Consider the following 22,702-nt stretch of genomic DNA (forward strand, 5'->3'; position numbering starts at 1 on the left):
TTGTTGTTGGCGTATTTTTTTAGTGTAGATTTGGTGTGTTTGTGCAATAAGTCTTAATTTAAATGTAAATTTGTGATGTGTTTCGATAGGTGGTGTTTGAAACAACCTCTCGGAAAAAATATATTTATAACTTGTAACTAATTGCTGGTAACTGCTTATGATAAATACTCAGGTAAGAATACATGATAAGTTTTCGGTAGAATTTAAAATAGGTTTTGTGACTGAAAACGAGGTGCAGGATGAGAATGAATTCAGAATAAATACATGGATTTTCATTCCCAATGGTTTGGATATAAACCATGCCACTTATACCAAAGACCAGTTTTATGCCGATGTAAAGTCGAATATGCGGCTTATCACCCCGGTGTTTTCGTTGACGGATATTCAGATGGGTATTGGTCCTTTTCCCCGCTTGCATCGTGCGGTAGAGAAGTTGCTGTTCGCCCCCGACGATAGTAATACTGAAAACTATGTTTACCAGACAAAAATGTTGCTCTGTATATTGAAGAGTGCTCTGCGCGAAACTTCGGCCGAGATAGGGCGTTACAAGGAGGAGCCCGAAATGCTGGCTTTGGTAGATAGTTATATAAATGATATAAAAAAAATAATAGCAGAGTATAGGGCAATACGCGATAAGCTGCTGAAGAGCGAAGCTCTGACGAGCAAGCAGAAAGAGTATTTTTTGTTTGGCGACGAGTTTTTGGGAAATATCGTTGAGCTGACGACTTATCAGGTGATGAGGAAATTGTCGGGCAAGTCTTACTATGGCGAGGTGAAGCCCCGCCTCATGCGGCTGGCCGAGGGCGAGAACGAGAACAGGAGGCTGATGGGCTATAATGTGCCGAGCGAGCACGACGAGGAATTGAACAGCCTTATTTTGATAAAACGGAATATTCTGAAAAAATTTGTGGAAAGCGACCTCTATCTGCAAACTGTAAAGAAAAAAGACGCTGTTTTCGTTCGCGAGTTTTATTACAGTCTGGCTGCGGGTATTGCCATGTTTTTTGCAACTATTATTTCTTTTTTTGCGACTCAGCGTTTTGGTAATTTTACCACCTCGCTCTTTTTTGCTTTGGTGCTGAGTTATATGATGAAAGACCGTATAAAAGAGATGTCGAGGGCGTATTTTTCGTCCAAGCTCGACCGGAGGTATTTCGACCGTAAATGGAAACTGAGTATCCGCAACCAGGAGATAGGCTGGATTAAAGAGGGGTTTGATTTTATGGAGGAGCAGAAAGTGCCTGCCAAGATTATGAGCCTGCGCAATAAGTCGTCGTTGGTGGAGGCAGAGAATAAGATATATGATGAGAAAATAATTCTGTTCAGAAAGCTGGTTTCCCTGTCGAAAAAAGAAATTGAGAAGTATAAAGAGTACCGCTTATCGGGCATTAATGATGTTATCCGGCTCAATCTCACGTCTTTTATAAAAAAGATGGATAACCCGCTGATTCCGGTCTTTCTTCCTGACGATGAAACGGGGTTTAAAACCATCATGGGAAACCGTGTATATGCTCTTTATTTCGTATTGCAATGCGAGTCGGACAATGATGCTTATTATAAAAAATACCGCTTGCTGTTCAATCGCAATGGTATAAGCGATGTCAGTGAATTGGACGAGATAGATGCCGAGTGATTATATCTTATTAAGGTAAAAGTAGAAAGGTAAAAGTAGAAAGTTAGTGCTTTTTCCTTTCTACTTTTCCCTTTTCCCTCTTTATATCAAAAGAGGAAGGTCCGGGGTTCTGCCTTTTCTTTCTTCGGTGCCGGGTGTTACGTTTTCCGGTAGCTCGTACCATCCTGATAGCTGCAGCCAGCATTTAGGCGTTTTGTCGTGGCTGAATGTTTTCCATCTCGATAGCGATACCCTTATCAGTGTGCCTGCCGGAATAACGTCTACCGGAGTTTGCAGTCCTTTCAGTTTAAAATTCCGCCATTCTTTCTTCATCGGATACAGGTATCTGTCGCCTTCGTATTCTCTTTTTTTCAAATCGCGGTCGCTTATCCAGAATCCTACACTGTGTTTTGGCACTCCTTTTCCTTTTTCGATGTATCCGCTGCCGCTGGGCGTCCACTGGAGCAACCCATCAAAGAGGTTGTCCGGATGCCCTTGCCAGATGGGTATGTTGAATTTTTCGACAAGGCTTTTCATTGTGATATCTTCCTTTCTGTTGCCCCTTTGCAGTCGTTTGTACACTAAGATGTCTTCCACGTGCGGGGGTGTATTGTCTTCTTTGTCCGTGTACTCGATGTCCCATATTTGTCCTAAATTCAAATTGGTATATTGTGGCTGGTTGTTGCCCAGCCTGTCGAGAATACGTACTTGCCGTCCGCTACTTGTTAGCGCACCCACACAAAGTTGTCCGGGATTTATCACCGTTTTCGAAATAATTAGGATAGTTTCTTTTTTCATAGGTCTATAATAGTTAATATGTTAGCTGCCGGGGCATGCCGATTGGTTTTCAATCTTCGGCTTGTCCCAAAATTATTTTCAAACCCTGTACGTCAGGGTTGATTTTTTTAATGAATGTTGGTTGTTGTTGGTGTTGTTCTAAGTCAGAGAAGGTGCATTCTTCAGTCATGCTGCTTCCCCGATATTTTGAAGAAGCCTGTTCTTAATGTGGCTTCTTCGATTTAAAATCTGTCCTCTCTCCAAACAGATTTATTATTCCGCAGCCTTTGGTCAATTCGGCCATAACTGCTTCTTGCGATTTTATTATTTCTTCGGAAATAATATGGTTTAATGATATATCATGCTTTAGCAGTTCCTGTCCTATCAGTTTGCTCCTATGGCATTCTTCAGGTTTACTTTCGCTACACATGATGGCTACTTTTATTTTTTTTTCGTTTGCGGTTATTAATCTGGATAAACCTTTTTTAAAATAATCTTTTTCTTTAATAGTATCATAAAGCACCTTTCCCGAGGCGTCGTAGCAGGTTCTGTCCTCCGGCAGTCCTCCCAGCATGTCGCCCATAAATACGTAATTTATATTATTGTTTTCTAATTCGCTTTTTAGAATACTTTGATTGAACTGCGAGTGCCATTTGGAGTATGGCTTAGAGCGTATGTCGAGCAGATATTCTATACCGAAAGTTTTAAGCTCGCTGATAAAGCCGGCTATGTCTTTGCTGCCATGCCCAATAGAATATATAGTTGTTTTTATGTCCATGCTATAATCCTTTTTTTGCTCTTCGTTTCAGTTAAATACAAATATATAAAATTTTTTAAATAAATTTTTTAATAAAAATACACCGAGGCTTGTTTTTCGGTGCTGTTATTGTTTTTATATTGTTGGTTATTAGTAATATATATGTCGTTTAACCATATTGTAATAATTGTGTTAAAAAAACGTAAAGCGATTGTCGTGTTTGTTGTTTGGTGAATTGATTTTATGCTAGCTATAAACTTTTGTTACTTAGTTGTTTAATATTTTTTCTCGAATTATTTTTCTGTTATTAAGCTAAATTATGAAAATGAATTTTATTTATTTTCATTAGTATATGTTGAGTGTTCATTATATAATTAAAGTTATTGTGTATAAAATTAAAGTAGTTGAGATTGGTTTTAACGATTGATTCTTGTGTATGGTGATGTTGCTGCGAAATTGAATTTACTTTTGGGATAAACTCATTTTTTTACCTTGAGTTGGTTCGCCTTAAAGTAAAAAACCGGACATCGGGTGTTGGTCCTATGCCAATAGTGACTGACAGCGGACAATGAGCAGAAAATAAGAAATTGATTTTGCAGTAAATTACGTGTGTCGTGTTTTACGAACGTATTACTTATATTAAGCTATTTTTTAATTGTAAAGTGAAGTGTATTTAAAACGTTTTTTTCGGACAGCTAATTAACTAAATAAAAATGAATACATTATAATAAGTATTGATTTTGATAAGTATATATTATATATTTGTTTTGTTAGATGTATATCTGTTTACTCAATATTTATTAAGTTCATCCCTCATTTTTTATGGGTAATACTCCTCAGTTATCAAAACATCAGATTGAAGAAATAAGGCAGGGTAAAATCGCTGCTTTCGAAGATTTATTCAATTTGTTTTATTCCCGTGTGAAGAATTTTGCACAGGGTATGATAAAGAATGAGGATACGGCCGAGGAAATAGCGCAAAACGTTTTCATGAAAGTGTGGATGAACAGGGAGAAACTTTCGGCCGATTTATCGTTCAGCAGTTACATTTTTACCATTACACAAAACGAAGTGCATGATTACTTCCGTAGCAAGTACTATTTTCTGCACTATCAGGAGTCGTTGCAAAAAGTGGATAGCAAGCTGGAGTATGAAATTGATTCGGAGTATAATATAAAAGAGATAAAAGAGCTTGTAAATACTACCCTGCTGTCGATGCCTGAGCAGCGCAAGCTGGTTTTTAAGCTGAGCAGGGAAAAGTTTCTTACAAACGACGAAATAGCACAAAAGCTAAATATATCAAAACGAACGGTAGAAAAACATATAAGCCTTGCCCTTGCTACTATAAAAAAGAACCTGAGCGATTTTTTATTTTGGATTTTTATCTTTTTTATCCAATAACTATCTCATTGTAAAATAGCATTTTAACAGATTAATAAACAAGTGTTTCGAAAAAAAAATATTTTTTCGTTACGTGTGCCGCCATCCTTATTCGTATTAATAATAGAAACAAGAAATGATGAAAACGTCAACTCCAACAAAACAGGAACTATCCGGTTATTTCTTCAATAACTGTGATGAAAAAACTGCCCAAAAAGTAGAGCATTGGTTTTATGCGAATGGAAAATCGCCCGAAGCTACCGATTTACTATTTACCCTTTGGGAAGAACTGGAAATTTCCGCTACGCCGAAAGAAGAAATACACATTGCTTTTGAAGAATTCAGAAACAGGCTTGTAAATGCAGGAGAAATACCTGTGGTAAACCGGAAACAACGCCGTGAAACAACTTGGATTAACCGGGTTCAGCGTGTTGCTGCTATTCTTCTTTTACCTGTTATGGCACTTTCGGCTTACCTGTACTTCTCGGCTCAGACTGAAAAGTCAGTTGTTTGGAGCGAAAAATCAGTTGCCTATGGCGATATTGCCAATGTAGCCCTGCCCGACGGAACGGTGGTTTGGCTCAATGCCGGAAGTAAAATCATTTATCCCGACAAATTTACGTCGAAGAAAAGACAGGTGTTCTTTACGGGCGAGGGTTTTTTCAATGTAGCCAAAGATACTAAAAAACCTTTCATAGTGCAGGCTAACGAGTCGAATATTGAAGTATTGGGAACCAAGTTTAATCTGAAATCGTACGCAGAGGACAAAACGATTAAACTGAGCCTGCTCGAAGGGTCGGTAGCTTTCAGCAGCAACTCGAAATTGCACGAAGGAAAAAAATACATAATGAAACCCGGAGAGCAAGTATGCTACAACAGGGATAAACATACGATACAAAAAAGTGAATTTTCGTTAGAACAATATTCATCGTGGAAAGATGGCAAGTATTATTTCAAAAATGAAACATTGGAAGAAATCACACGCCAGCTCGAACGTAACTTTAACCTTAAGATTGTGATAAAAAACGATTCGCTTAAAGACATCCGCTATCACATGGCATTTGTCAACAACGAGTCACCCGAGGAGATACTCAAGGCCATTGATTCCGACAAACGGATACACGTAAAGCGCCAAGGTCAATTAGTAGAGATTTATTGACAGGGTATTTGTAAAATATCCCGTAGGGATTAAAGTTTGGTAATAATGTGGATGTATCCCATTATAGGCGTGCCGTAGGTACGCTACAATTACGGCTAAAGTAGCGTACCTACGGCACGCTGGATACTTTTACCAACGTTTCTACCAAACTTACACACCTAACGGCGTGTCTGGTCTCATTGGATTTCAAATCAGTCGTGGTCGGAAGATTTTTCGCCACGGAGTGGCAGGTTATTTCAGCCCAACGGCAAGCGAAGCGTCGCCTTGGGTTAAAATAAATTAATCATTCAGCGCGCTGAAAGCGCAGGTTAATCTTAACTTGGGCTTGCAGCCCGCTAAGTTTGCTATTGCAAACTAACCCAAGGCGACGCTTCGCTTGCCATTGGGCTGAATTAAAACGGGCTTACAGCCCTTAAAATCAGAATTATTTTAACGTCTAAAATCTTCCGACCACGACTGATTTCAAATCCTCACACTGGCGCAAGTTTAGCGTAGCGCAACTTGTGCCGAATATGAGAAAGACAGGACAGGTTTTGAATCCGGTGAGAATAACAGTAGAAACTTATTTCTTAAATAATTAATATCATGCGAAAACACGAAAAAGTCAACAGTTATTTTACACAACATTGGTGTAGAGGTATATTTGCTGTGCTACTTTTCTTTATGAGCATCACAGTATCCGCACAGGGGATTTCGGTAAGATTCCCCAATGTAACAGTAGAACAAGCTCTTGAAATACTGAAAAATCAGGAAGGCTACTCGTTTGTATTCAAGACAAATGATGTGAATCTGAATGCGAAGGTGAATGGAGCTTTTCAAGGCAATCCGATAGAGCAGGTACTCGATTTTATTTTCAAGGGGCAATCCGTTTCGTTCGAGATTAACGGCAAAATGGTGCTCGTTAATAAAAAAGAAACCACCTCCCAACCTACAGCAGCCGAAAAAACAGATAGCCGCCGTACCATAACCGGACGTATAACCGATAACAAAGGTGAGCCTCTTATCGGGGTTAATATAGTGGTGAAAGGAGAACAAACCGGTACGGTCAGCGATTTTGATGGAAGCTACTATATTACAGTTCCCGATAAATCGACTTTACAATATTCCTATCTGGGATTTGAAACACAGGAAGTAAAAATCGGCAGGAGCGATGTGCAGAATATCTCACTTAAAGAGAGCCTGAATAGCCTCGACGAAATTATAGTTATCGGCTATGGGGTGATGAAAAAGAGTGACCTTACGGGAGCAGTAAGTTCCGTGAAAACGGAAGACCTGCCAATGGCATCCAATACCTCTATTTCGCACATGCTTTCGGGTAAGGCAGCCGGTGTTACCGTAGTTCAGAATAGTGCGCAGCCCGGCGGCGGTATCGAGATGCTAGTCAGGGGAGCGGCTTCTACAGGAGCAGGAAATGAGCCTTTGTATATTATCGACGGTTTTCCGGTGGGCGGAGGCTCGGTCGAGCCGGCTTCGGACAACCGCTATTCAAACTTTGGGTCGCGCAATCCGCTGAACTCAATAAACCCTAATGATATCGAATCCATAGAGATATTGAAGGACGCATCTTCTACCGCTATATATGGTGCGCGTGCAGCCAATGGTGTTATCATCATTACCACCAAAAAAGGCCGTGAAGGCGATGCGGTGGTAAGCTACAATTTTAGTTATGGCGTACAGAATATAGCCAACAGGGTAGAAATGCTTACGGCCACCGAGTTTATGAAAGAAGCCAACAAATTTGCCGAAGAAAAATGGTATTACGACAACCGTATTTATCCCTATGGCAACACCGACCCAAGTACGGTAACCGAAAGGCTAAAATATCCGTATACCGATTCGCAAATAGCCAATGCCGGGCAAGGTACCGATTGGTACGACCTTGTGACCCGCCAGGGGATGATACACCAACATAACGTATCGGTATCGGGCGGTACTTCCAAACTGAAATACATGGCATCGTTCAACTATTTCGACCAGGATGGAGTTGTCAAAAATTCGGATTTTACACGTTATACAGGCAGGATAAACGTGGAGCACCAGTTAAGTAAGATATTTACCTACGGGATAAACGCCACTCACAGTAATATAAAATCAACCAATATTCCGCTTGGTACTGAGGATTTTGAAAACTCAGGCCTGCTAAACTCGGCTATGGCTTACGACCCTACTGTGCCCGTAAAAGACAAGAACGGTAACTATGTGCTGAGCGAGTTGATGACCACCGTACCCAATCCGGTGTCGATGCTTGAAATAACCGATTACACAAAGACCAAGCGTTTGCTCGTGAACGCATACATACAGGCAGAGCCTATAAAAGGCTTGATTGCAAAGCTGAATCTTGGTTTCGACGACCAAAATGGTATAAGAAATTCGTACCTGCCCAAAACCACCCTTTACGGACAGCAAGAAGGAGGTAAGGCAAGTAAGAGTCTGGCTATGACTTTCGATAAGTTGCTGGAAGCCACGTTGAATTATAATTTCCAACTGAACGACAGTAACAAATTCAATGTCCTTGCCGGATATTCATTTCAAGGGTTTGAAAATGAGGGGTTTGCGGCTTCAAATTCAAAATTCTTTACCGATGCTTTTCTTTATAACTCGTTGGCATCCGGCGAAGTACAGCGACCTACGGTAAGTTCTAACAAGTCGAAAAGCGTATTGCTATCTTACTTTGGCAGAGTGAATTACAACCTGATGGACAAATACCTTTTTACTTTTACAGCCCGTGTAGATGGTTCCGATAAATTTGGGGTAAACAACCGTTATGGTTTCTTTCCTTCGGGGGCTGTTGCATGGCGTATAAAGCAAGAAGATTTTCTGAAAGATGTAGACCTTTTGTCAGATTTGAAACTCCGTGTGGGCTTGGGACAAACAGGAAACAGCAATATAGGTAACAGTGCCTTTGAGTATTACACAGCCGCATGGTACGAGTATGTGTTTGGCAATTCGGTGAACATAGGTACTACCAAATCGCAAATGGCAAACCCCGACCTGAAATGGGAAACCACCACCGAGTTGAACGTAGGGCTTGACTTTGGTTTTTTCAACCAGCGTATCGGCGGTTCGGTCGAGTTTTTCAAAAAAGAAGTAAAAGACTTGCTTGGGCTGCGTAAGCTGAAATCGTTCATGGAAGTGAGCACAGTTGCTGCAAACATAGGCAAAACGCAGAGTACAGGTCTGGAAATTTCGTTGCGCAGCACAAATTTCACAGGGCAATTCAAATGGAATACCGAACTGAACTTCACCCGATACGTAGACAGATGGAAAGAACGAAATCCTGACGATGTGCTGAACCCCTGGCAGAAGAACGACGACCCTATACGTGCCCATTACTCATACCTTTCGGATGGTATTCTGGGGATAGACGAAGCTCCTCCGGCTTATATGCCTAACCTGCTGCCCGGTCAGTACAAGGTGAAAGACGTGAATGGCTACGTACGCGACGAGTTTGGCAACCTTATACCCGGAGCCGACGGAAAAGTGCAATACATGGACACCCCCGATGGGATAATAGACGAAGCCGATATTGTGCTGATAGGTACTTACGACCCCGGTTTTACCATCGGTTTGGGCAATACATTTGAGTACAAGGGATTCGATTTGAATATCTTCTTCTACGGTATGTTCGACCGGATTGTGAATAACGAAACACGCGGTAAATATTCGGTACCCGAAATAAGGCGGATTCTTAACGGACAGAATATGATGACCGAAGTGAGCGAACGCTGGTCGAAAGATAACCCTGACGCTACTTTGCCATCCGGTTTTGTAAGCGCTTATCCGCAGCCGTCCGATTACCTTTGGGAAAAAGCGTGGTTCATACGCTGTAAGAATATAACCCTTGGCTATACGTTGCCGAAGCGTACATTCGAGAAAGTATTCTCCAGTGCACGTATCTATGTAGATGTTTCCAACCCGTTTGTCATTACCCCTTATTCGGGCAACGACCCCGAAACGGATTTCAAAGCGGGTTATCCTAACCAGCATACATATTCTATCGGTTTAAATGTAACATTTTAAATAAACACAATCCATGAAAACAAGAAATATAATTTTATCGCTTTTTATCTTGTTGCTTACTTCGTGCAACCTTGATGTAGAAGTATTCGACCAACTGTCGGGCGACAATGTGTTGGAAACCGAAAGTGATGTGAAAGCCGCCGTTACAGGTATTTACCACGAACTCAGAGGAGGTGGTTGGGACAGGTATAGCTGCGCATGGGGCTCGCTGCTTACCATGCAGATAGGCTGTACCGACGAGTGTAGCAGCAACTGGCTGTGGGAGCCTCAGATGGATTATTTGTGGAAAGCAGAAACAGCCGATATGGGATTGTTCTACAATGGATTGGTTCCCGCTGTAACAAGGGCTACTTCATTAATTGAGCGTATGCGTAAAGTATCTATATCTGCACCTCTGAAAAGGCAATATACCGCCGAAGTGCGCTGTTTGCGGGCTGTATGGGCTTATGACCTTTACGACCTTTATGGTACTGTGCCGCTGGTACTTGACCCCGATATTGCGACTAACCCCGACAAAGCTCAAAACTATTATCCTGAGCGTCCTACTGTAGAGACGTATGTGAGCTTTGTGGAAACGGAACTCAAAGAGGTTCAGGAAAATCTGAAAACTACGGACAGGCTAACCGCAGGCGATTACGGACGTATGACTGTGGGTATAGCGCAAATGTATCTGTTGAAGTTGTACATGCACGAAGCCGGACAGGAACGTCACTATCGCAATAACGAAGCAAAAGCAATGCGCTGGTGGGAAAAAGCCGATTCCGTAGCCGGCGTAATGATAGCAGATGGCAAATATGAATTGCAGAAAGACTATATGTCGATATGGTCGCCAACCAACCAGCGGAATAAAGAAGTAATATTCCCGATGCCCAATGTGCCTATTGGGGGCTTAGGCAACTGCTTTCTGGCTCATGCCCTTCCGGCCGACTATGTTTCGTTAGATAATATACCGTTGACAAAGTGGGGAGGTTTCCTTGTTCCTTGGGCGTTTTACGACACATACAATGAAAACGACAAAAGGCTGAATGCGTTATTGAGTACTTACTGGAATGGCAGCCGGATGGTAGACCGCCGTACGGAGTATGTAGGCAACCCCGGTGCAATACCGATGAAGTATCAGGAAAACCCCAGCACTACCGGACAATGGGATGGCAGCGAGTATGTAATAAACCGTTATGCCGAGGTTATACTGGCTAAGGCAGAAGCATTGAACGAATTACATGGCCCTACCGATGAAGCGAAGAGCTATGTGCATCAAATCCGTAGCCGTGCTTTCGATAATTACGAAGGAAGCATTCACGAGAAACTGGTGGATGATATTACCGATAAAGATGCTTTCCGCGACCATATATTAAAAGAGAGGGGTTGGGAGTTTTGCTGGGAAGGCATGCGCCGCCCTGACCTGATACGTCACGGAAAACTCATATCCAATGCCTTGGAAAGAGGTAAAGTCTCGGCCGAGCCCAAGCATATACTATATGCTATTCCACAGGCGGCTTGTTACGAAAATACTAATATCGACCAGAATGATGGTTTTTAGAGGGAGAAGTAAAAAGTAAAAAGTTGAAAGGTAAAAGTAAAAAGGGGAAGATAGAGTAAAAAGATAAAGGGAAAAGTACTTTCAACTTGTAACTCGTAACTGTCCGAAGGACGAAGTAACTTGTAACTATTTTAATACTAATTCTTAATTCGAATAATCATGAAAAAAGCGTGTATTTATTTATTGGCAGTGCTTTTTATTTCGTTCACTGCATGTAATCAAAACGGGCCTGACAATGGCGACCCTACTGTAGCTGATATTACTGTTTATCTGCCGGACGATTTGGAAGAGTTCGACCTGCTGTACGATAATCAGCAGAAACAACTGGAGTTTGAGTGGGACAACGAAGACGAGGGTGTAGAATACTCTATCCTCTTTAGTCTGGACGATGAAATGAATAACCCTAAAACTATTTCGGTAGGCACGGAACTCACTAAAAAACTTACCCATGCCGAACTGGACGCGATACTGGGCGAACTGGGCGTAAAAGAATACAACAGGGGCGATTTGTACTGGAAAATACAAGGTAAAAAAGAAGGTGCGGTAGCAAACAGCGAAGTACGCAGCATGAAACTGTTCCGTTTTTACAAACCGTTTGTCGACCCTCGCGATAATGAGACATACCGTGTGTGCCGTGTAGTAGACCCACTAACAGGCAACTATGCCGTATGGTTGGCAGATAACCTCCGTGCGACAAAATACAGCGATGGCACTCCTGTAGAAGGTTATAAGTTTTACACCCCACAAGAAGGTGAAGACGATTCGTGGATAAAAACTTTTGGGGCATATTATACATGGACTGCCGTGATGAAAGGCACTAAAGGCGCCGAGGAAGGCGAAAAAATTCAGGGAATTGCTCCCGAAGGTTGGCACATACCAACATCGGCAGAGTGGGTTTTTCTTATCAATGCTTGCGACGAGGGTGACGGGCCGGGGACTGCCCTGAAAGATAAAACCCTTTGGGACCCTACTGCCACTAACATCGGAACTAACTCAATAGGCTTCAATATGGCTGCTACAGGTTATATCTGGGAAGTGCCTGTAAACGACGTGATTGAGCCTTTTGCCAATACTTATTTCTGGACAGCAACAGCTCCGCAAGAAGGCGACGTATTCCCTTGGGACCCCAATCCGGCTAATTTCCCTAATCAGGCAGTTACCTATGGATTCAATAAAAATGACTTTGGCGCAGCACTTTATCCATACGACCGTACAAGAGGTTTCTCTCTGCGTTGTGTGATGGATTAAACAAGTACGAGGGGAAAAGTAAAAAAGTAGAAAGTAAAAAGTATAACGTTATTTACTTGCCTCTTACTCTTTACTTCTCTTTAACTTGGGCTTACAGCCCGCCAAGTTTGCTATTGCAAACTAACCCAAGGCGACGCTTCGCTTTGCCATTGGGCTGAATTAAAACGGGCTTACAGCCCTTAGAATCAGGATTATGCTAACGCTTAAAATCTTCCGACCACGACTGATTTGTAATCCGCAGTTAATAAATCACGGGATTACAAATCCCGTGAGACTAAAAGAACAAGTAATGTGTAAACGTCCATTCCGTATAGCGGCTTCGAGTCCGCTTTACGGATAGACATAAAGTCCGGACACTTCCCCTCGTTGCAAACGAGGGACAGGAAAGAAAAAAACTATGTGTTTCTATGTGTAAACTAACTGAACCTATGTGGCAAAAAGAACAAAAAGCCTTCGTGTCTCCGTGTTTTTAAAAAATAAAAAATTGTAACTCGTAACTATTTTATGAAAAGGTATAAAAAAGCAGTGTTTTTTCTTTTTTGCTTGCTGGCGGTAATGGGTTGCCAGCAAACAAAAAAGGCAGAGAATGTAAGACAGGGTAAAAAATCGTTGGCAGAGCGTCCTCCTATGGGTTGGAATAGCTGGATATGTTTCGGAACGTCGGTAACCGAAGATGAGGTAAAAGCGAATGCCGATTTTATGGCAGAAAACCTGAACGGTTCGGGCTGGGAGTATATAATAATAGATGCCGGATGGTACGCTCCGGGCATGGTAACGCTGGAACAGTACGAGGCAAAAAATCCGCCTCAACTGATAGATGAATACGGACGCCTGATAGTGGATACGGAAAAATATCCTTCGGCTAAAAACGGACAAGGACTGAAAGGTATTGCCGACTATGTGCACAGCAAAGGTTTGAAAATAGGAATCCACCTGATGCGTGGAATACCTGTTCAGGCTGTAGAACAAAATACTCCGGTGAAAAAGACTAATTATCGTGCACGCGATATAGCAAACCTCGACTCGCAGTGCGAGTGGTATTTCGGCTTTTACGGCATAGATATGAGCAAGCCGGGGGCGCAGGAGTATTACGATTCGATGTTCGAACTGTACGAATCGTGGGGGATAGATTATGTGAAAGTAGATGATTTACTGTCGCCCATATATGCTTACGACGAGATTGAAGCCATACGCAAGGCGATGGATAAAATAAAACGCCCTATAGTATTGAGCCTTTCGCCCGGCCCTGCACCTGTGGAAAACATCAACCACCTGCAACATACGGCTGAACTGTGGCGTATTTCGGAAGACTTCTGGGATAACTGGGAGTCGCTGAAAGAGCAATTCCCCTTGTGTCGCAAATGGCAGGGATATATAGGCAACGGGCACTGGCCTGATGCCGATATGCTGCCCATCGGGCCTATGGCGCAGCGTGCTATGCGTGGCAAGCCGCGCCCTACAAACTTTACTGAGGACGAGCAATACACTATGATGACGCTCTGGTCGATGTTTCGTTCGCCTATGATGCTGGGTTGTAATTTGCCTGAGATGGATAAGTTTACACTTAGCTTGGTTACAAACAACGATGTGTTGAAAATCAATCAGAGCTCGAAAAACAACAGGGAACTGTTTGAGCGTGACGGGATTATTTGCTGGTTTGCACAGAGCAAAGATGATTCGGCGTATTACATCGCCTTATTCAACCTGAACGATGAGCCTGCTAAAGATTACGTATTCTCTCTACAAGAGATAAACCATATAGGCGATTTCATGATTAAGGATTTGTGGAACGGCAATAACGTACCGGTGCACAACAATGCGGTGAAACTGTCGATAAACGCTCATGGAGTGAGGCTTATTGAAATAAAAAACAAAAACTGAGTATCCATTTAACGCCTAATATCTATTGTGTCTATTGTAGTTCAATTTTAGGTTATTTCGCGGATAGTCATTAAAAAAACTGATATGAAAAAATTACAAATATTTTTTTGGATACTTCTGTTCCCGCTGCTGATTTACTCGTGCAAAGAGCCGGATATAAACGGAGGAGATGAACCGGAGAAGCCGGAAGAAGCCACATGCACATGGATACTCAACAGCTTGGATAAGGTAGATGGTTACAAGTCGTATTCGGTAAGCAACCAAACAGCCCTCCGGATGCTGAAAAACGAGTATGAGAGCATTCAGTTTGTTATCGAAACTGCGGGTAATGGAGAATTGACCATTGAGAGGGATGCTAACAGTAACCCCATTGAGTTTCAATGTCGTAAGATTATGACTTTCGAGTCGATGGAAGATGTGCTTGTGCCTTGCCACGGCAAGGTAAAACCCGATAAAAAACTGGTAAAGGTATGGCTGACTTTCAAAACCGGAATGGATGCCCGGGCAGGAACGTATAAGGAAATTATCCGCTTCAAAAATTCTTCGGAGAAGCATTCTGTAACAGTCTCTATTAAGATAGAGGACGCGGCATTGCCCGAAACTCCGTCTTTAGCTTCGGCTTTCGGGATAAACCCGAATAATCTCATCCTTGCGGGGCTATCGGAAGCACAGAAGGTAACGAAGCGTAAGGAAGTGTCCGACTTGCTGCTCACATACCGTATTTCGCCTTACTTTTCCACATGGCTTTCGGGGTCTATGCGTACCGAAGTAAATTCGTCTCCCTATGCGTGGAACGATGATAAAACATGGGCTTATTTCTCGGATAAGCGTTTTAACCGGATTGCTCTGCCTTACCACGGGCTGAACGATACGGAACTCGAAGCAATGCTAAGCCGTGCAAGGCAAGAGGGGCTTATCGATAAGGTGTATTTCTACGTATGGGACGAGCCTACCAAGATGGCGGAGTACGAACAAATCAAGGTATTTGCCGATAAAATTCATAAATATGCCCCTGAAGCTAAAGTAATTACAACTTTTTATCGTGGACCCGAAGATGGTGCTAATAAAGACGATTTGTTTGCGGTGTTCGACATACTGCACGGGGCTACAAGCATATTTTGTACAGGTGTGTGGTCGTTGCAGGCAAACGAGTACCGTTCGCAGCAGTGCAAGGCAAAACTAAAAGCCGGCGAAGAGTGGTGGACATACGTTTGTATGGCCGATGCTCCGGGATTGGCACAAAACTCTTCGGGCATTCCGAACAGGGTAGTCATGTGGCGAAACTGGAAAGAACAGCCCACAGGTTTTCTGTATTGGGTGGTAAATGGTTTTGCAAGTATGAACCCTTTACGAAGCCGTACGGAACTTCCCAAAGGTGACGGACTTCTTGTTTATCCTGGCGAGCCTTTTGGAGTGGACGAGCCGTGTGTCTCAATCCGTTTGGAACGGTGGAGAGATGGCGCAGAAGATTATGAAATGCTGACACTCTTTGAAAAGAAAAAGGGAAGGAGCGAGGCCGAAAGCCTCTTGGCAAATGTGTATAAAAATCCTTCGCAATACACTACCAATATAAGCCATGTGGAGGTTTTTAAAAAGAAACTGATTGATGGAATTGTGAATTAGTTACGAGTTACAAGCCTTATCGGTCAGATAACAGGGCTTGAAAAATAGAACATTAAATTTTATTCAAAAATTAAAACCTGAAATATGCGTTGTTTTAAAAATATATTTTTAGTAAGTACATTGTTGTTGCTGTTTTTGCTTTCGTCTTGCAGCAAGGAGAAAATAGAGTGCCGTATCCTTCCTTCGGTAGAAAAGGTAGAGAGTTATGAAAATTTCGCTGCTTCGTGCCAAACAAACATTGCGCTGGCAAAAGCCGAAAGCGAACATTTTCAGATAGTATTCAAAGGTACGCCGGGCGAGGTTTACACTATTACCCGCCACAACGAGACACCTGATATTCAATTTAATTGCCGCCGAATAGAGAGTATAAATGGATTTAATGATGTTTTAGTGCCTTTTGGTAGTGAGATTGAACTGACCGATTCGGTAGCCAAATTGTGGGTGACGTACAAGACCAATTATGCTACAGTCCCCGGCAATTACACCGAAAAACTAATAATTAAAGGCGACGATAAAGAGCAGGAGATAAAAGTAAATATAACGGTTTACGATGTTGAACTGCCTGTAACACCTACTATCCCCGCAACTTTTGGGATAATAGAGGAAAAATTGGAAAAAAATTATTCGGCAGCCAATCTGGAAAAGGCAAAACTGCAATGGGCTGATTTATGCCTCGATTACCGCATGAATCCTTATTTCTCTACTTGGCTCGAAGAGAGTATGAAGCACGAAGCATCATCATCGCCTTGGAAATGGGATGACGAACGTACTTATAAATTCCTGTCGGACGAGCGTTTCAACCGTTACGCGCTTCCTTACCATTCTTTATCCAAAGGCGAACTTAAAAATATGCTGGAAACATATAACGAAAAGGGCATGTTGAACGATGCCTATTTCTACCTGTGGGACGAGCCTGTGCTTATGAGCGAGTATGCTCAGATAAAGAAGTTTGCAAACGACATCCATCAGGTTGCGCCAAATGCAAAGGTACTTACCACTTTCTTCTGTGGCCCTAAGGATGGCAAATACAAAGATAACCTGTGGTCGGTGTTCGATTTGTGGCGTGGTGATACGCAGATATACAGTATGAGTGCATGGGCGCTACATACTACCGAAGCCAATGCTGATACTTGCCGTATGTTGCTGAAAGACAATGAAGAGTGGTGGACGTACGTGTGTATGGGCCCCGGAGGCGAAGAGCCAAACCTGCTCCTGAGCATGAGTGGCTACCAGAATCGTGCTGTGATGTGGCGTAGCTGGAAAGAAAAAACTACCGGATTTCTGTATTGGGCGGTTAATGCCTACGCTGATGAGAAAACGCTGGAGTTCCGTACCGATTTGCCTGAGGGCGATGGGGTGCTTATCTATCCCGGAGAACATTTTGGAGTAAGCGAGCCTGTTGTATCCATCCGTATGGAAAGATGGCGCGACAGTATGGAAGATTACGAATTGCTGGTACAACTTGAGCAAAAAATAGGAAGGGCTAAGGCCGAATCTATTTTCGGTAATATATATACAGCTCCCGACAACTATACGGATAATTACCTGATAATTGATAAATTCCGCAATTCGGTATTGGATATACTGAAGAATTAACGGTCAACAGTCAACGGGACTACCTTTCACTGGCACAAGTTTAGCGAAGCGTAACTTGTGCCGAAAATAAAATGCAGTTTTAAACTGTAAAGAAACAAGGATACAAGTCGCAGGCTTGCGCCAAATATGGGGTCAACGGATTATAGACGATAAGAAATAAGATTATTAACTTTTTAAATTTATGCTTTATGAAAATCTCTACTTTTTTCAAACAGATTTCATGTATTATAGTATTGGCATGTGTTTTTGGACTGAATGCGAAAGCAGATGTAGGATATGCTGAGTTTAAATCCACCGGTGCGGGAATGAATGCATTGGAAACTACTATCGGAGCTGCTACTATGACTGTGGAAACGTGGTTGTATATTGATAACAATGCAGGTTTTTTTGCATCGAACATGCATGCCGACAAGGGTTTTCTATTGGGTTTCGACGGGCATTTTAAATTCCAACTGGATGGGGTTTCTGTATGGATTGACCCTGCAACGTGGAAAGGAAACTGGACACATATCGCTTGTGTGGCCGATGGAACTAATATGATTGTGTATGTAAATGGAGTAAGCGCAGGCTCACAACCATGCGCAGGGTATAATACCGAGGCAGACAACAAACCATTGTATCTGGGGCGTGCCCCTTGGGGTAACCCATTTGTCGGGAAGCTGGCCGATTTCCGCTTATGGAACGTGGCACGTACGGCCGACGAGATAAGCCAGAATTATCAAAAGCGTATCGCGGCCAATACTGCGGGATTGGTGAAGAACTTCAATTTTATGGAAGGAACAGGTGACAATACAGCAGACTTGGTAAACCCTGACGGAAACAAAGGCTGGTTTATGGGTACGCTTGATACCGACTATGCGTGGGGTGTAGCGGCAAAAACGCCTGCTGCGTTGCAGTATGATACTAAAGGGCAATATGAGTTCGACCTGACATGGGAAGGAACCACAGGCAATAAATGGACAGTGGAAATTACCGACCCAAGCGAAAACGTTACTTACAGGGAAAATTTAGTACAGAATACATCTAATTTTTCAGGCTTGGCAGCAGGTAAATATAAATTCAGGGTAAAGGAAGCTTCTTTTATCGCAACAGCTTATTCCGATTATCTGGAAGTTACCCTTCCTTTAGCCACTACATTGGATGAAAATGCTAAAATTTCGGGAATGAATTTAGTACAGACTGATAACCTGATTACAATCAAAGGCATTGAGGCCGGAAACCAAGTGGTTGTGTATGGTGCAAGCGGACAGTTAATGTTTAAGAATATAGCTTCGGACGAAGTGATGGAAATAAGCACCACCGCTTGGCAGGATGGTTTGTATATAATTGCGGTAGAAGGTGGCAAAAGCTGGAAAATTATACGGTAAGTTTAGTTTTATGAGAGATACATCGCTACAGATGTAGGTTTAGCAATAGAGTTATTTGTCAGAAAGGGGATGGACTGATTTAAAAAAAACGGTTTTCATGTTTATCTTTTTGATGTAAAACCCAATCCTCTTCATATATCAGTCTTAGTTCGCAGTAGAGCTAAGGCTGATATTTTTTATGAGTATCTTTTTAGCGTTTAACAATACCACACGATGCAAATCGTGCGGTAGCAATGTAGCAATGCGATTTCGTACGTGGTATGGCGTGTTATCCGTACAGCGGCATAAAGCCGCTGTACGGACAAAGCTGTTGGAGCGGTGTATAGTGGTTTCAAATTACTCTACCCATAGCACCCCTGTTCGGCGTAGCGTCCCGCTACGTCGGAGTTTAAAAGCAAGTTTAGAAACCTGCATATATTCCAACGCAGAGCTTTGATTGTGATAAGAGCTTGTTTCAACAGCAAATAAGTCAATTGCTGCATACTACAATTTGTAACGTAAAATAAGGTAATAAGGTAGGTTTACTCCTACTTGTGTGGTTACTAAGGTTTGTCAATAAAACAAGGTTAATGCTGATGCGTTAAACATTTCTTTGGAGATTGAAAATACCATCCGGATGCTCCGTAGGAGTATAAGTTTGGTAACAGCACATGATAACGAAGTATTGTTCGTGCCGTAGGTACACTTGCAGCAAGTAGCGTACCTACGGCACGCAGAGGCAATGATTAAAAGCAGCCATTACCAAACTCCCGTCCCTATGGGACTTTAAATGTCAGTGTGAAAATTTAAATCGAAAAAACGATATTTTGCTGTATATTCCTATGAAATAGGGAATTACCACAATAAAAAAATGCATAGGAAAGTATTGATTACTTCCTATGCATTTCCTGTCAAAAAAAAAAACTATGTTTAATGCCCCATTATACCAAGCGACGGATTAGGTCTTCTTTTTCTCCGTAAAGCATATCAATCATTGGTATTTCAATCATTGTATAAGCACCTGGTTTTGCTTTCATCGTGGCACGTGCGCAGGCCACCAGTATTTGTGCTGTCAGCGCAGGGTTGTTTATTTTCATGTTGAACTCGAACAACTGGTTTTGTGTTGTTCCCGACACTCCTTTGCGTGTCAGGTTTACACCGTGTCCCATATCCAGCAAGTTGTCTACGCTGCTTACTTTTGTTACGTGGGTTTCATCGTTGCGGAAGTAAGGGTCCATTTTTATAGCGTTTGCCACATCGTCGAAGTTGTAGCCTTCCTCTACTTCGATATACACCATACGGCGGTGAATACCTGTTCCCATCGGGATAGTCATTGATAGTGCTTTGTGTACACCTTCGATGGCTTTTACGGCAACGGTATGCCCCATGCTCATGCCCGGCCCGAAGTTGGTGTATGTAATACCCTTCGGGGCGATGGCTTCGAGCAAGGTACGTACCACCGAGTCACTTCCCGGATCCCAGCCTGCCGAAACGATAGCAACCGTATTATTTGCTTTTGCCACCTCATCCAAATCCTGGCGTAAATCCCAGATGCTGCTATGAATGTCGTAGCTGTCTACGGTATTGATGCCCATTGCCAGATATTCGGCTGCAAACTTGGGTATGCTGCGTGTTGGTATACAAAGAATAGCCACGTCAATATCGGTAAGCGATTTGATGTTGTCTACTATTTTTATTCCTGTCAGCTCTACAGGTACATTGCCTGTCGATGCAGAACGGCGTACAACTCCCACTAACTCGAAATCAGGCGCGGCCTGAACGGCTTCTACTGTAGATTTTCCAATGTTGCCGTAACCTACTATGGCGGTGCGGATTTTTTTCATATATCTTAATTTTTTTATTGTTTTAAATAATCAAGTTAATCTAATTTGTGTTTTATGACACATAGGTTCAGTTAGTTTCACACATAGGGGACACATAGTTTGTAAGTAATTTCTATTGTGTTCTATGTGTTTTTGTATGACATTGTTTTGCATTACAAAGGTAATTGAAATCATATCTTTTTACTTATATATCAAATTTATTATAACCAAAAGTTCTCTTTGAGTAATGAATTGTAATCAATAGTGCTAATTTATTGAATAAATAAAATAAAATCGCTACTCATGCTTTCTAATTGTTTTTAGCGGGACTCTGAAAAAATGATAATTATCTCGTTTTTCATCTTTTGTTACGTGCAAAAGTATCTGTGTTTATAAATACCAAAACAGGAACTTACGTTTCTTCTTTTTAGGATTGTCCTCTATGTGCTTATGCAGAGGCAACGCTTTCTTGGGTATTATAATAGTATCGGTTTCAAATTTAGTATTATTTACGTCCAGATACATAAAAGCCCCCGTCCGGATGACGTTAGAAGGTGCTGAACTGCATCCTTCTACGCTCGTAACTACATAATACCTGCTGTATCTGTCTACTTTAAGATATTGTGATGTTGCTCCGGCTATGGCTCCTTCGTGGTTGTACCATTGATTTCCGGTGGGCGAAGACGCTACCAGTATATTTCTGTCCCATTGGGCTACATGGATATATGGTGTGGTTGGTTTCCTGATTACGGTGATTGGCAAACTCGAACCGCCCCCTGTGCCATAGGAGTTCACCCCTCTTACTATAATGTTGCCCGACACGGCAGTTGTGTCGAAATATACGGTTATGCTATTCGATGTGCTGTTGCCTTTTGCGCCTTGCGGCAATGTCCATTCGTATGTTTCGGCTTGCGGTATAGGTAGTACGGAATAAGTTACCGGAATATTATCCTGACATGCAAACGTAGCCCCCGATATTTTTCCGGCGGTTTCGGGGCGTTGCAGGTATTCCTCAAAATAATTTCCTACATCGAACGTGTGAAGCCGTTGTGTGCTTACCGGAGTTTGTTCGTTCGTTACGTAGTACCTTTGTCCGTCGGGGGTAGTAATGCCTTCTACCTGATGAGGAAAAAGCCCCAAATTAAGGGTGAAGTTATATTTCTGCCCACTGAAAAAATCCGTTCCTTCAAAATCGTAAAGGATATAGATAAACTGGCGCAGATAGGTGGATGAATAACCACATAAGGCTAAAATCCGTTTGTTTGGTAAATAATCGGCATCGGTCACAAGCCCGTCGATATTATATGTAGTGATGTAATTGGCTGCGTATGTTCCCGCCTCTTTGGGCAAGGAGTATACGGCTGTTTGCCTGCTTATCCATTGCTTGGTAAACAGGTACAGGCTATCTCCGGCAGCGATAAATGCTTCGCAGTCGAAATCAGTGTCCTCAGTTTGAGGGCGGTCGCTGAAATCGGTCTGCTCAGGATAATAAAATTTGATAGTATCAACGGCGGGTGAGCCTTCGAGCAACGATTTCTTACTGATTTTGAAGATACGCAAATCCTGCCGGAGTATCCGTTTGTTATTTCCGAAGTCACCTATATACACATATTCTTCGTCCTGTTCCAACGCTTCCCAGTCCTTGTTTGGGGCACCGCTATGATACTGTTCATAGTTTTGAGGAGTTTCTAAATCGAAAGCATAAATACTATCCGACCCGCTACTATCGTTGTGCGACCATAGTTTACCATTCCACCACATCAACCCCGAAGACTCATCCAAAACAGGCGGAAGTTCAATCCGGGTACTGTATGGGATTGTGGCTGTTTTTACCGGTTCTTGTGCCATAACTCCCAACGGTATGCTTATTAAAAGCATAATGATACATATTGTTTTGGTCTGCGTTAGAGTTGGCATCTGAGTAATAATTAGTTTACTAA

The 22,702-nt window shown here is 42.3% G+C and carries 14 protein-coding genes; 10 read left to right on the plus strand and 4 right to left on the minus strand.

The features are described 5' to 3' along the window. Positions 1 to 157: 157 nt before the first annotated feature. Complete coding sequence (locus tag D0T49_RS05830) at positions 158 to 1,633, plus strand: hypothetical protein (protein ID WP_163629657.1); 1,476 nt, start codon at positions 158 to 160, stop codon at positions 1,631 to 1,633. 81 nt (positions 1,634 to 1,714) lie between these two features. Here the strand turns inward: D0T49_RS05830 and D0T49_RS05835 are convergent, their stop codons facing one another. Both D0T49_RS05835 and D0T49_RS05840 read right to left on the minus strand, forming a co-directional pair. Beyond that, the gene (locus tag D0T49_RS05835; RefSeq protein ID WP_163629658.1) at positions 1,715 to 2,410 is read right to left on the minus strand and encodes a hypothetical protein; all 696 of its coding nucleotides are present in this window, start codon (positions 2,408 to 2,410) and stop codon (positions 1,715 to 1,717) included. 202 nt (positions 2,411 to 2,612) lie between these two features. Further along, positions 2,613 to 3,167, minus strand: coding sequence for a DUF488 family protein (locus D0T49_RS05840; protein ID WP_163629659.1), 555 nt, complete (start codon positions 3,165 to 3,167; stop codon positions 2,613 to 2,615). Between the two features lie 801 nt (positions 3,168 to 3,968). Between D0T49_RS05840 and D0T49_RS05845 the strand changes: the two genes are divergently transcribed. From D0T49_RS05845 to D0T49_RS05885, 9 genes are all read left to right on the plus strand, one after another. Then, positions 3,969 to 4,547, plus strand: coding sequence for an RNA polymerase sigma-70 factor (locus tag D0T49_RS05845; RefSeq protein ID WP_163629660.1), 579 nt, complete (start codon positions 3,969 to 3,971; stop codon positions 4,545 to 4,547). A gap of 115 nt (positions 4,548 to 4,662) precedes the next feature. Next, the gene (locus D0T49_RS05850; protein ID WP_163629661.1) at positions 4,663 to 5,685 is read left to right on the plus strand and encodes a FecR family protein; all 1,023 of its coding nucleotides are present in this window, start codon (positions 4,663 to 4,665) and stop codon (positions 5,683 to 5,685) included. A gap of 585 nt (positions 5,686 to 6,270) precedes the next feature. Further along, a complete protein-coding gene (locus D0T49_RS05855; RefSeq protein ID WP_163629662.1) occupies positions 6,271 to 9,705 on the plus strand; it encodes a TonB-dependent receptor in 3,435 nt (1,144 codons plus the stop codon). 13 nt (positions 9,706 to 9,718) lie between these two features. Further along, positions 9,719 to 11,245: a RagB/SusD family nutrient uptake outer membrane protein gene (locus D0T49_RS05860; RefSeq protein ID WP_163629663.1), complete on the plus strand. Its 1,527-nt coding sequence runs from the start codon at positions 9,719 to 9,721 to the stop codon at positions 11,243 to 11,245. Positions 11,246 to 11,404: 159 nt separating this feature from the next. Continuing rightward, positions 11,405 to 12,493 (plus strand): FISUMP domain-containing protein, encoded by a 1,089-nt coding sequence (locus D0T49_RS05865; RefSeq protein ID WP_163629664.1) that lies wholly within the window; start codon positions 11,405 to 11,407, stop codon positions 12,491 to 12,493. 504 nt (positions 12,494 to 12,997) lie between these two features. After that, positions 12,998 to 14,374, plus strand: a complete 1,377-nt coding sequence (locus tag D0T49_RS05870; protein WP_239057013.1) for a glycoside hydrolase family 27 protein — start codon at positions 12,998 to 13,000, stop codon at positions 14,372 to 14,374. Positions 14,375 to 14,458: 84 nt separating this feature from the next. Further along, positions 14,459 to 15,997, plus strand: a complete 1,539-nt coding sequence (locus tag D0T49_RS05875) for a DUF4091 domain-containing protein (RefSeq protein WP_163629665.1) — start codon at positions 14,459 to 14,461, stop codon at positions 15,995 to 15,997. Between the two features lie 84 nt (positions 15,998 to 16,081). Beyond that, complete coding sequence (locus tag D0T49_RS05880) at positions 16,082 to 17,593, plus strand: DUF4091 domain-containing protein (RefSeq protein WP_163629666.1); 1,512 nt, start codon at positions 16,082 to 16,084, stop codon at positions 17,591 to 17,593. 188 nt (positions 17,594 to 17,781) lie between these two features. Further along, positions 17,782 to 18,960 (plus strand): LamG-like jellyroll fold domain-containing protein, encoded by a 1,179-nt coding sequence (locus D0T49_RS05885; RefSeq protein WP_163629667.1) that lies wholly within the window; start codon positions 17,782 to 17,784, stop codon positions 18,958 to 18,960. A 920-nt stretch (positions 18,961 to 19,880) separates the two neighbouring features. Here D0T49_RS05885 and D0T49_RS05890 read toward each other — a convergent pair. Continuing rightward, positions 19,881 to 20,783 carry a diaminopimelate dehydrogenase gene (locus tag D0T49_RS05890; RefSeq protein ID WP_163629668.1) on the minus strand — a complete coding sequence of 301 codons (903 nt, stop codon included), beginning with the start codon at positions 20,781 to 20,783 and terminating at the stop codon, positions 19,881 to 19,883. A 369-nt stretch (positions 20,784 to 21,152) separates the two neighbouring features. Then, a complete protein-coding gene (locus tag D0T49_RS05895; RefSeq protein WP_163629669.1) occupies positions 21,153 to 22,640 on the minus strand; it encodes a hypothetical protein in 1,488 nt (495 codons plus the stop codon). Positions 22,641 to 22,702 lie beyond the last annotated feature (62 nt).

Source organism: Paludibacter sp. 221, assembly GCF_010501035.1.
Lineage (GTDB): Bacteria > Bacteroidota > Bacteroidia > Bacteroidales > Paludibacteraceae > QVMH01.

Excerpts from the sequence above, each read along its gene's own strand:
- D0T49_RS05830 (WP_163629657.1), top strand. The coding sequence starts at position 158 with ATGATAAATACTCAGGTAAGAATACATGATAAGTTTTCGGTAGAATTT.
- D0T49_RS05835 (WP_163629658.1), bottom strand. The coding sequence starts at position 2,410 with ATGAAAAAAGAAACTATCCTAATTATTTCGAAAACGGTGATAAATCCC.
- D0T49_RS05840 (WP_163629659.1), bottom strand. The coding sequence starts at position 3,167 with ATGGACATAAAAACAACTATATATTCTATTGGGCATGGCAGCAAAGAC.
- D0T49_RS05845 (WP_163629660.1), top strand. The coding sequence starts at position 3,969 with ATGGGTAATACTCCTCAGTTATCAAAACATCAGATTGAAGAAATAAGG.
- D0T49_RS05850 (WP_163629661.1), top strand. The coding sequence starts at position 4,663 with ATGATGAAAACGTCAACTCCAACAAAACAGGAACTATCCGGTTATTTC.
- D0T49_RS05855 (WP_163629662.1), top strand. The coding sequence starts at position 6,271 with ATGCGAAAACACGAAAAAGTCAACAGTTATTTTACACAACATTGGTGT.
- D0T49_RS05860 (WP_163629663.1), top strand. The coding sequence starts at position 9,719 with ATGAAAACAAGAAATATAATTTTATCGCTTTTTATCTTGTTGCTTACT.
- D0T49_RS05865 (WP_163629664.1), top strand. The coding sequence starts at position 11,405 with ATGAAAAAAGCGTGTATTTATTTATTGGCAGTGCTTTTTATTTCGTTC.
- D0T49_RS05870 (WP_239057013.1), top strand. The coding sequence starts at position 12,998 with ATGAAAAGGTATAAAAAAGCAGTGTTTTTTCTTTTTTGCTTGCTGGCG.
- D0T49_RS05875 (WP_163629665.1), top strand. The coding sequence starts at position 14,459 with ATGAAAAAATTACAAATATTTTTTTGGATACTTCTGTTCCCGCTGCTG.
- D0T49_RS05880 (WP_163629666.1), top strand. The coding sequence starts at position 16,082 with ATGCGTTGTTTTAAAAATATATTTTTAGTAAGTACATTGTTGTTGCTG.
- D0T49_RS05885 (WP_163629667.1), top strand. The coding sequence starts at position 17,782 with ATGAAAATCTCTACTTTTTTCAAACAGATTTCATGTATTATAGTATTG.
- D0T49_RS05890 (WP_163629668.1), bottom strand. The coding sequence starts at position 20,783 with ATGAAAAAAATCCGCACCGCCATAGTAGGTTACGGCAACATTGGAAAA.
- D0T49_RS05895 (WP_163629669.1), bottom strand. The coding sequence starts at position 22,640 with ATGCTTTTAATAAGCATACCGTTGGGAGTTATGGCACAAGAACCGGTA.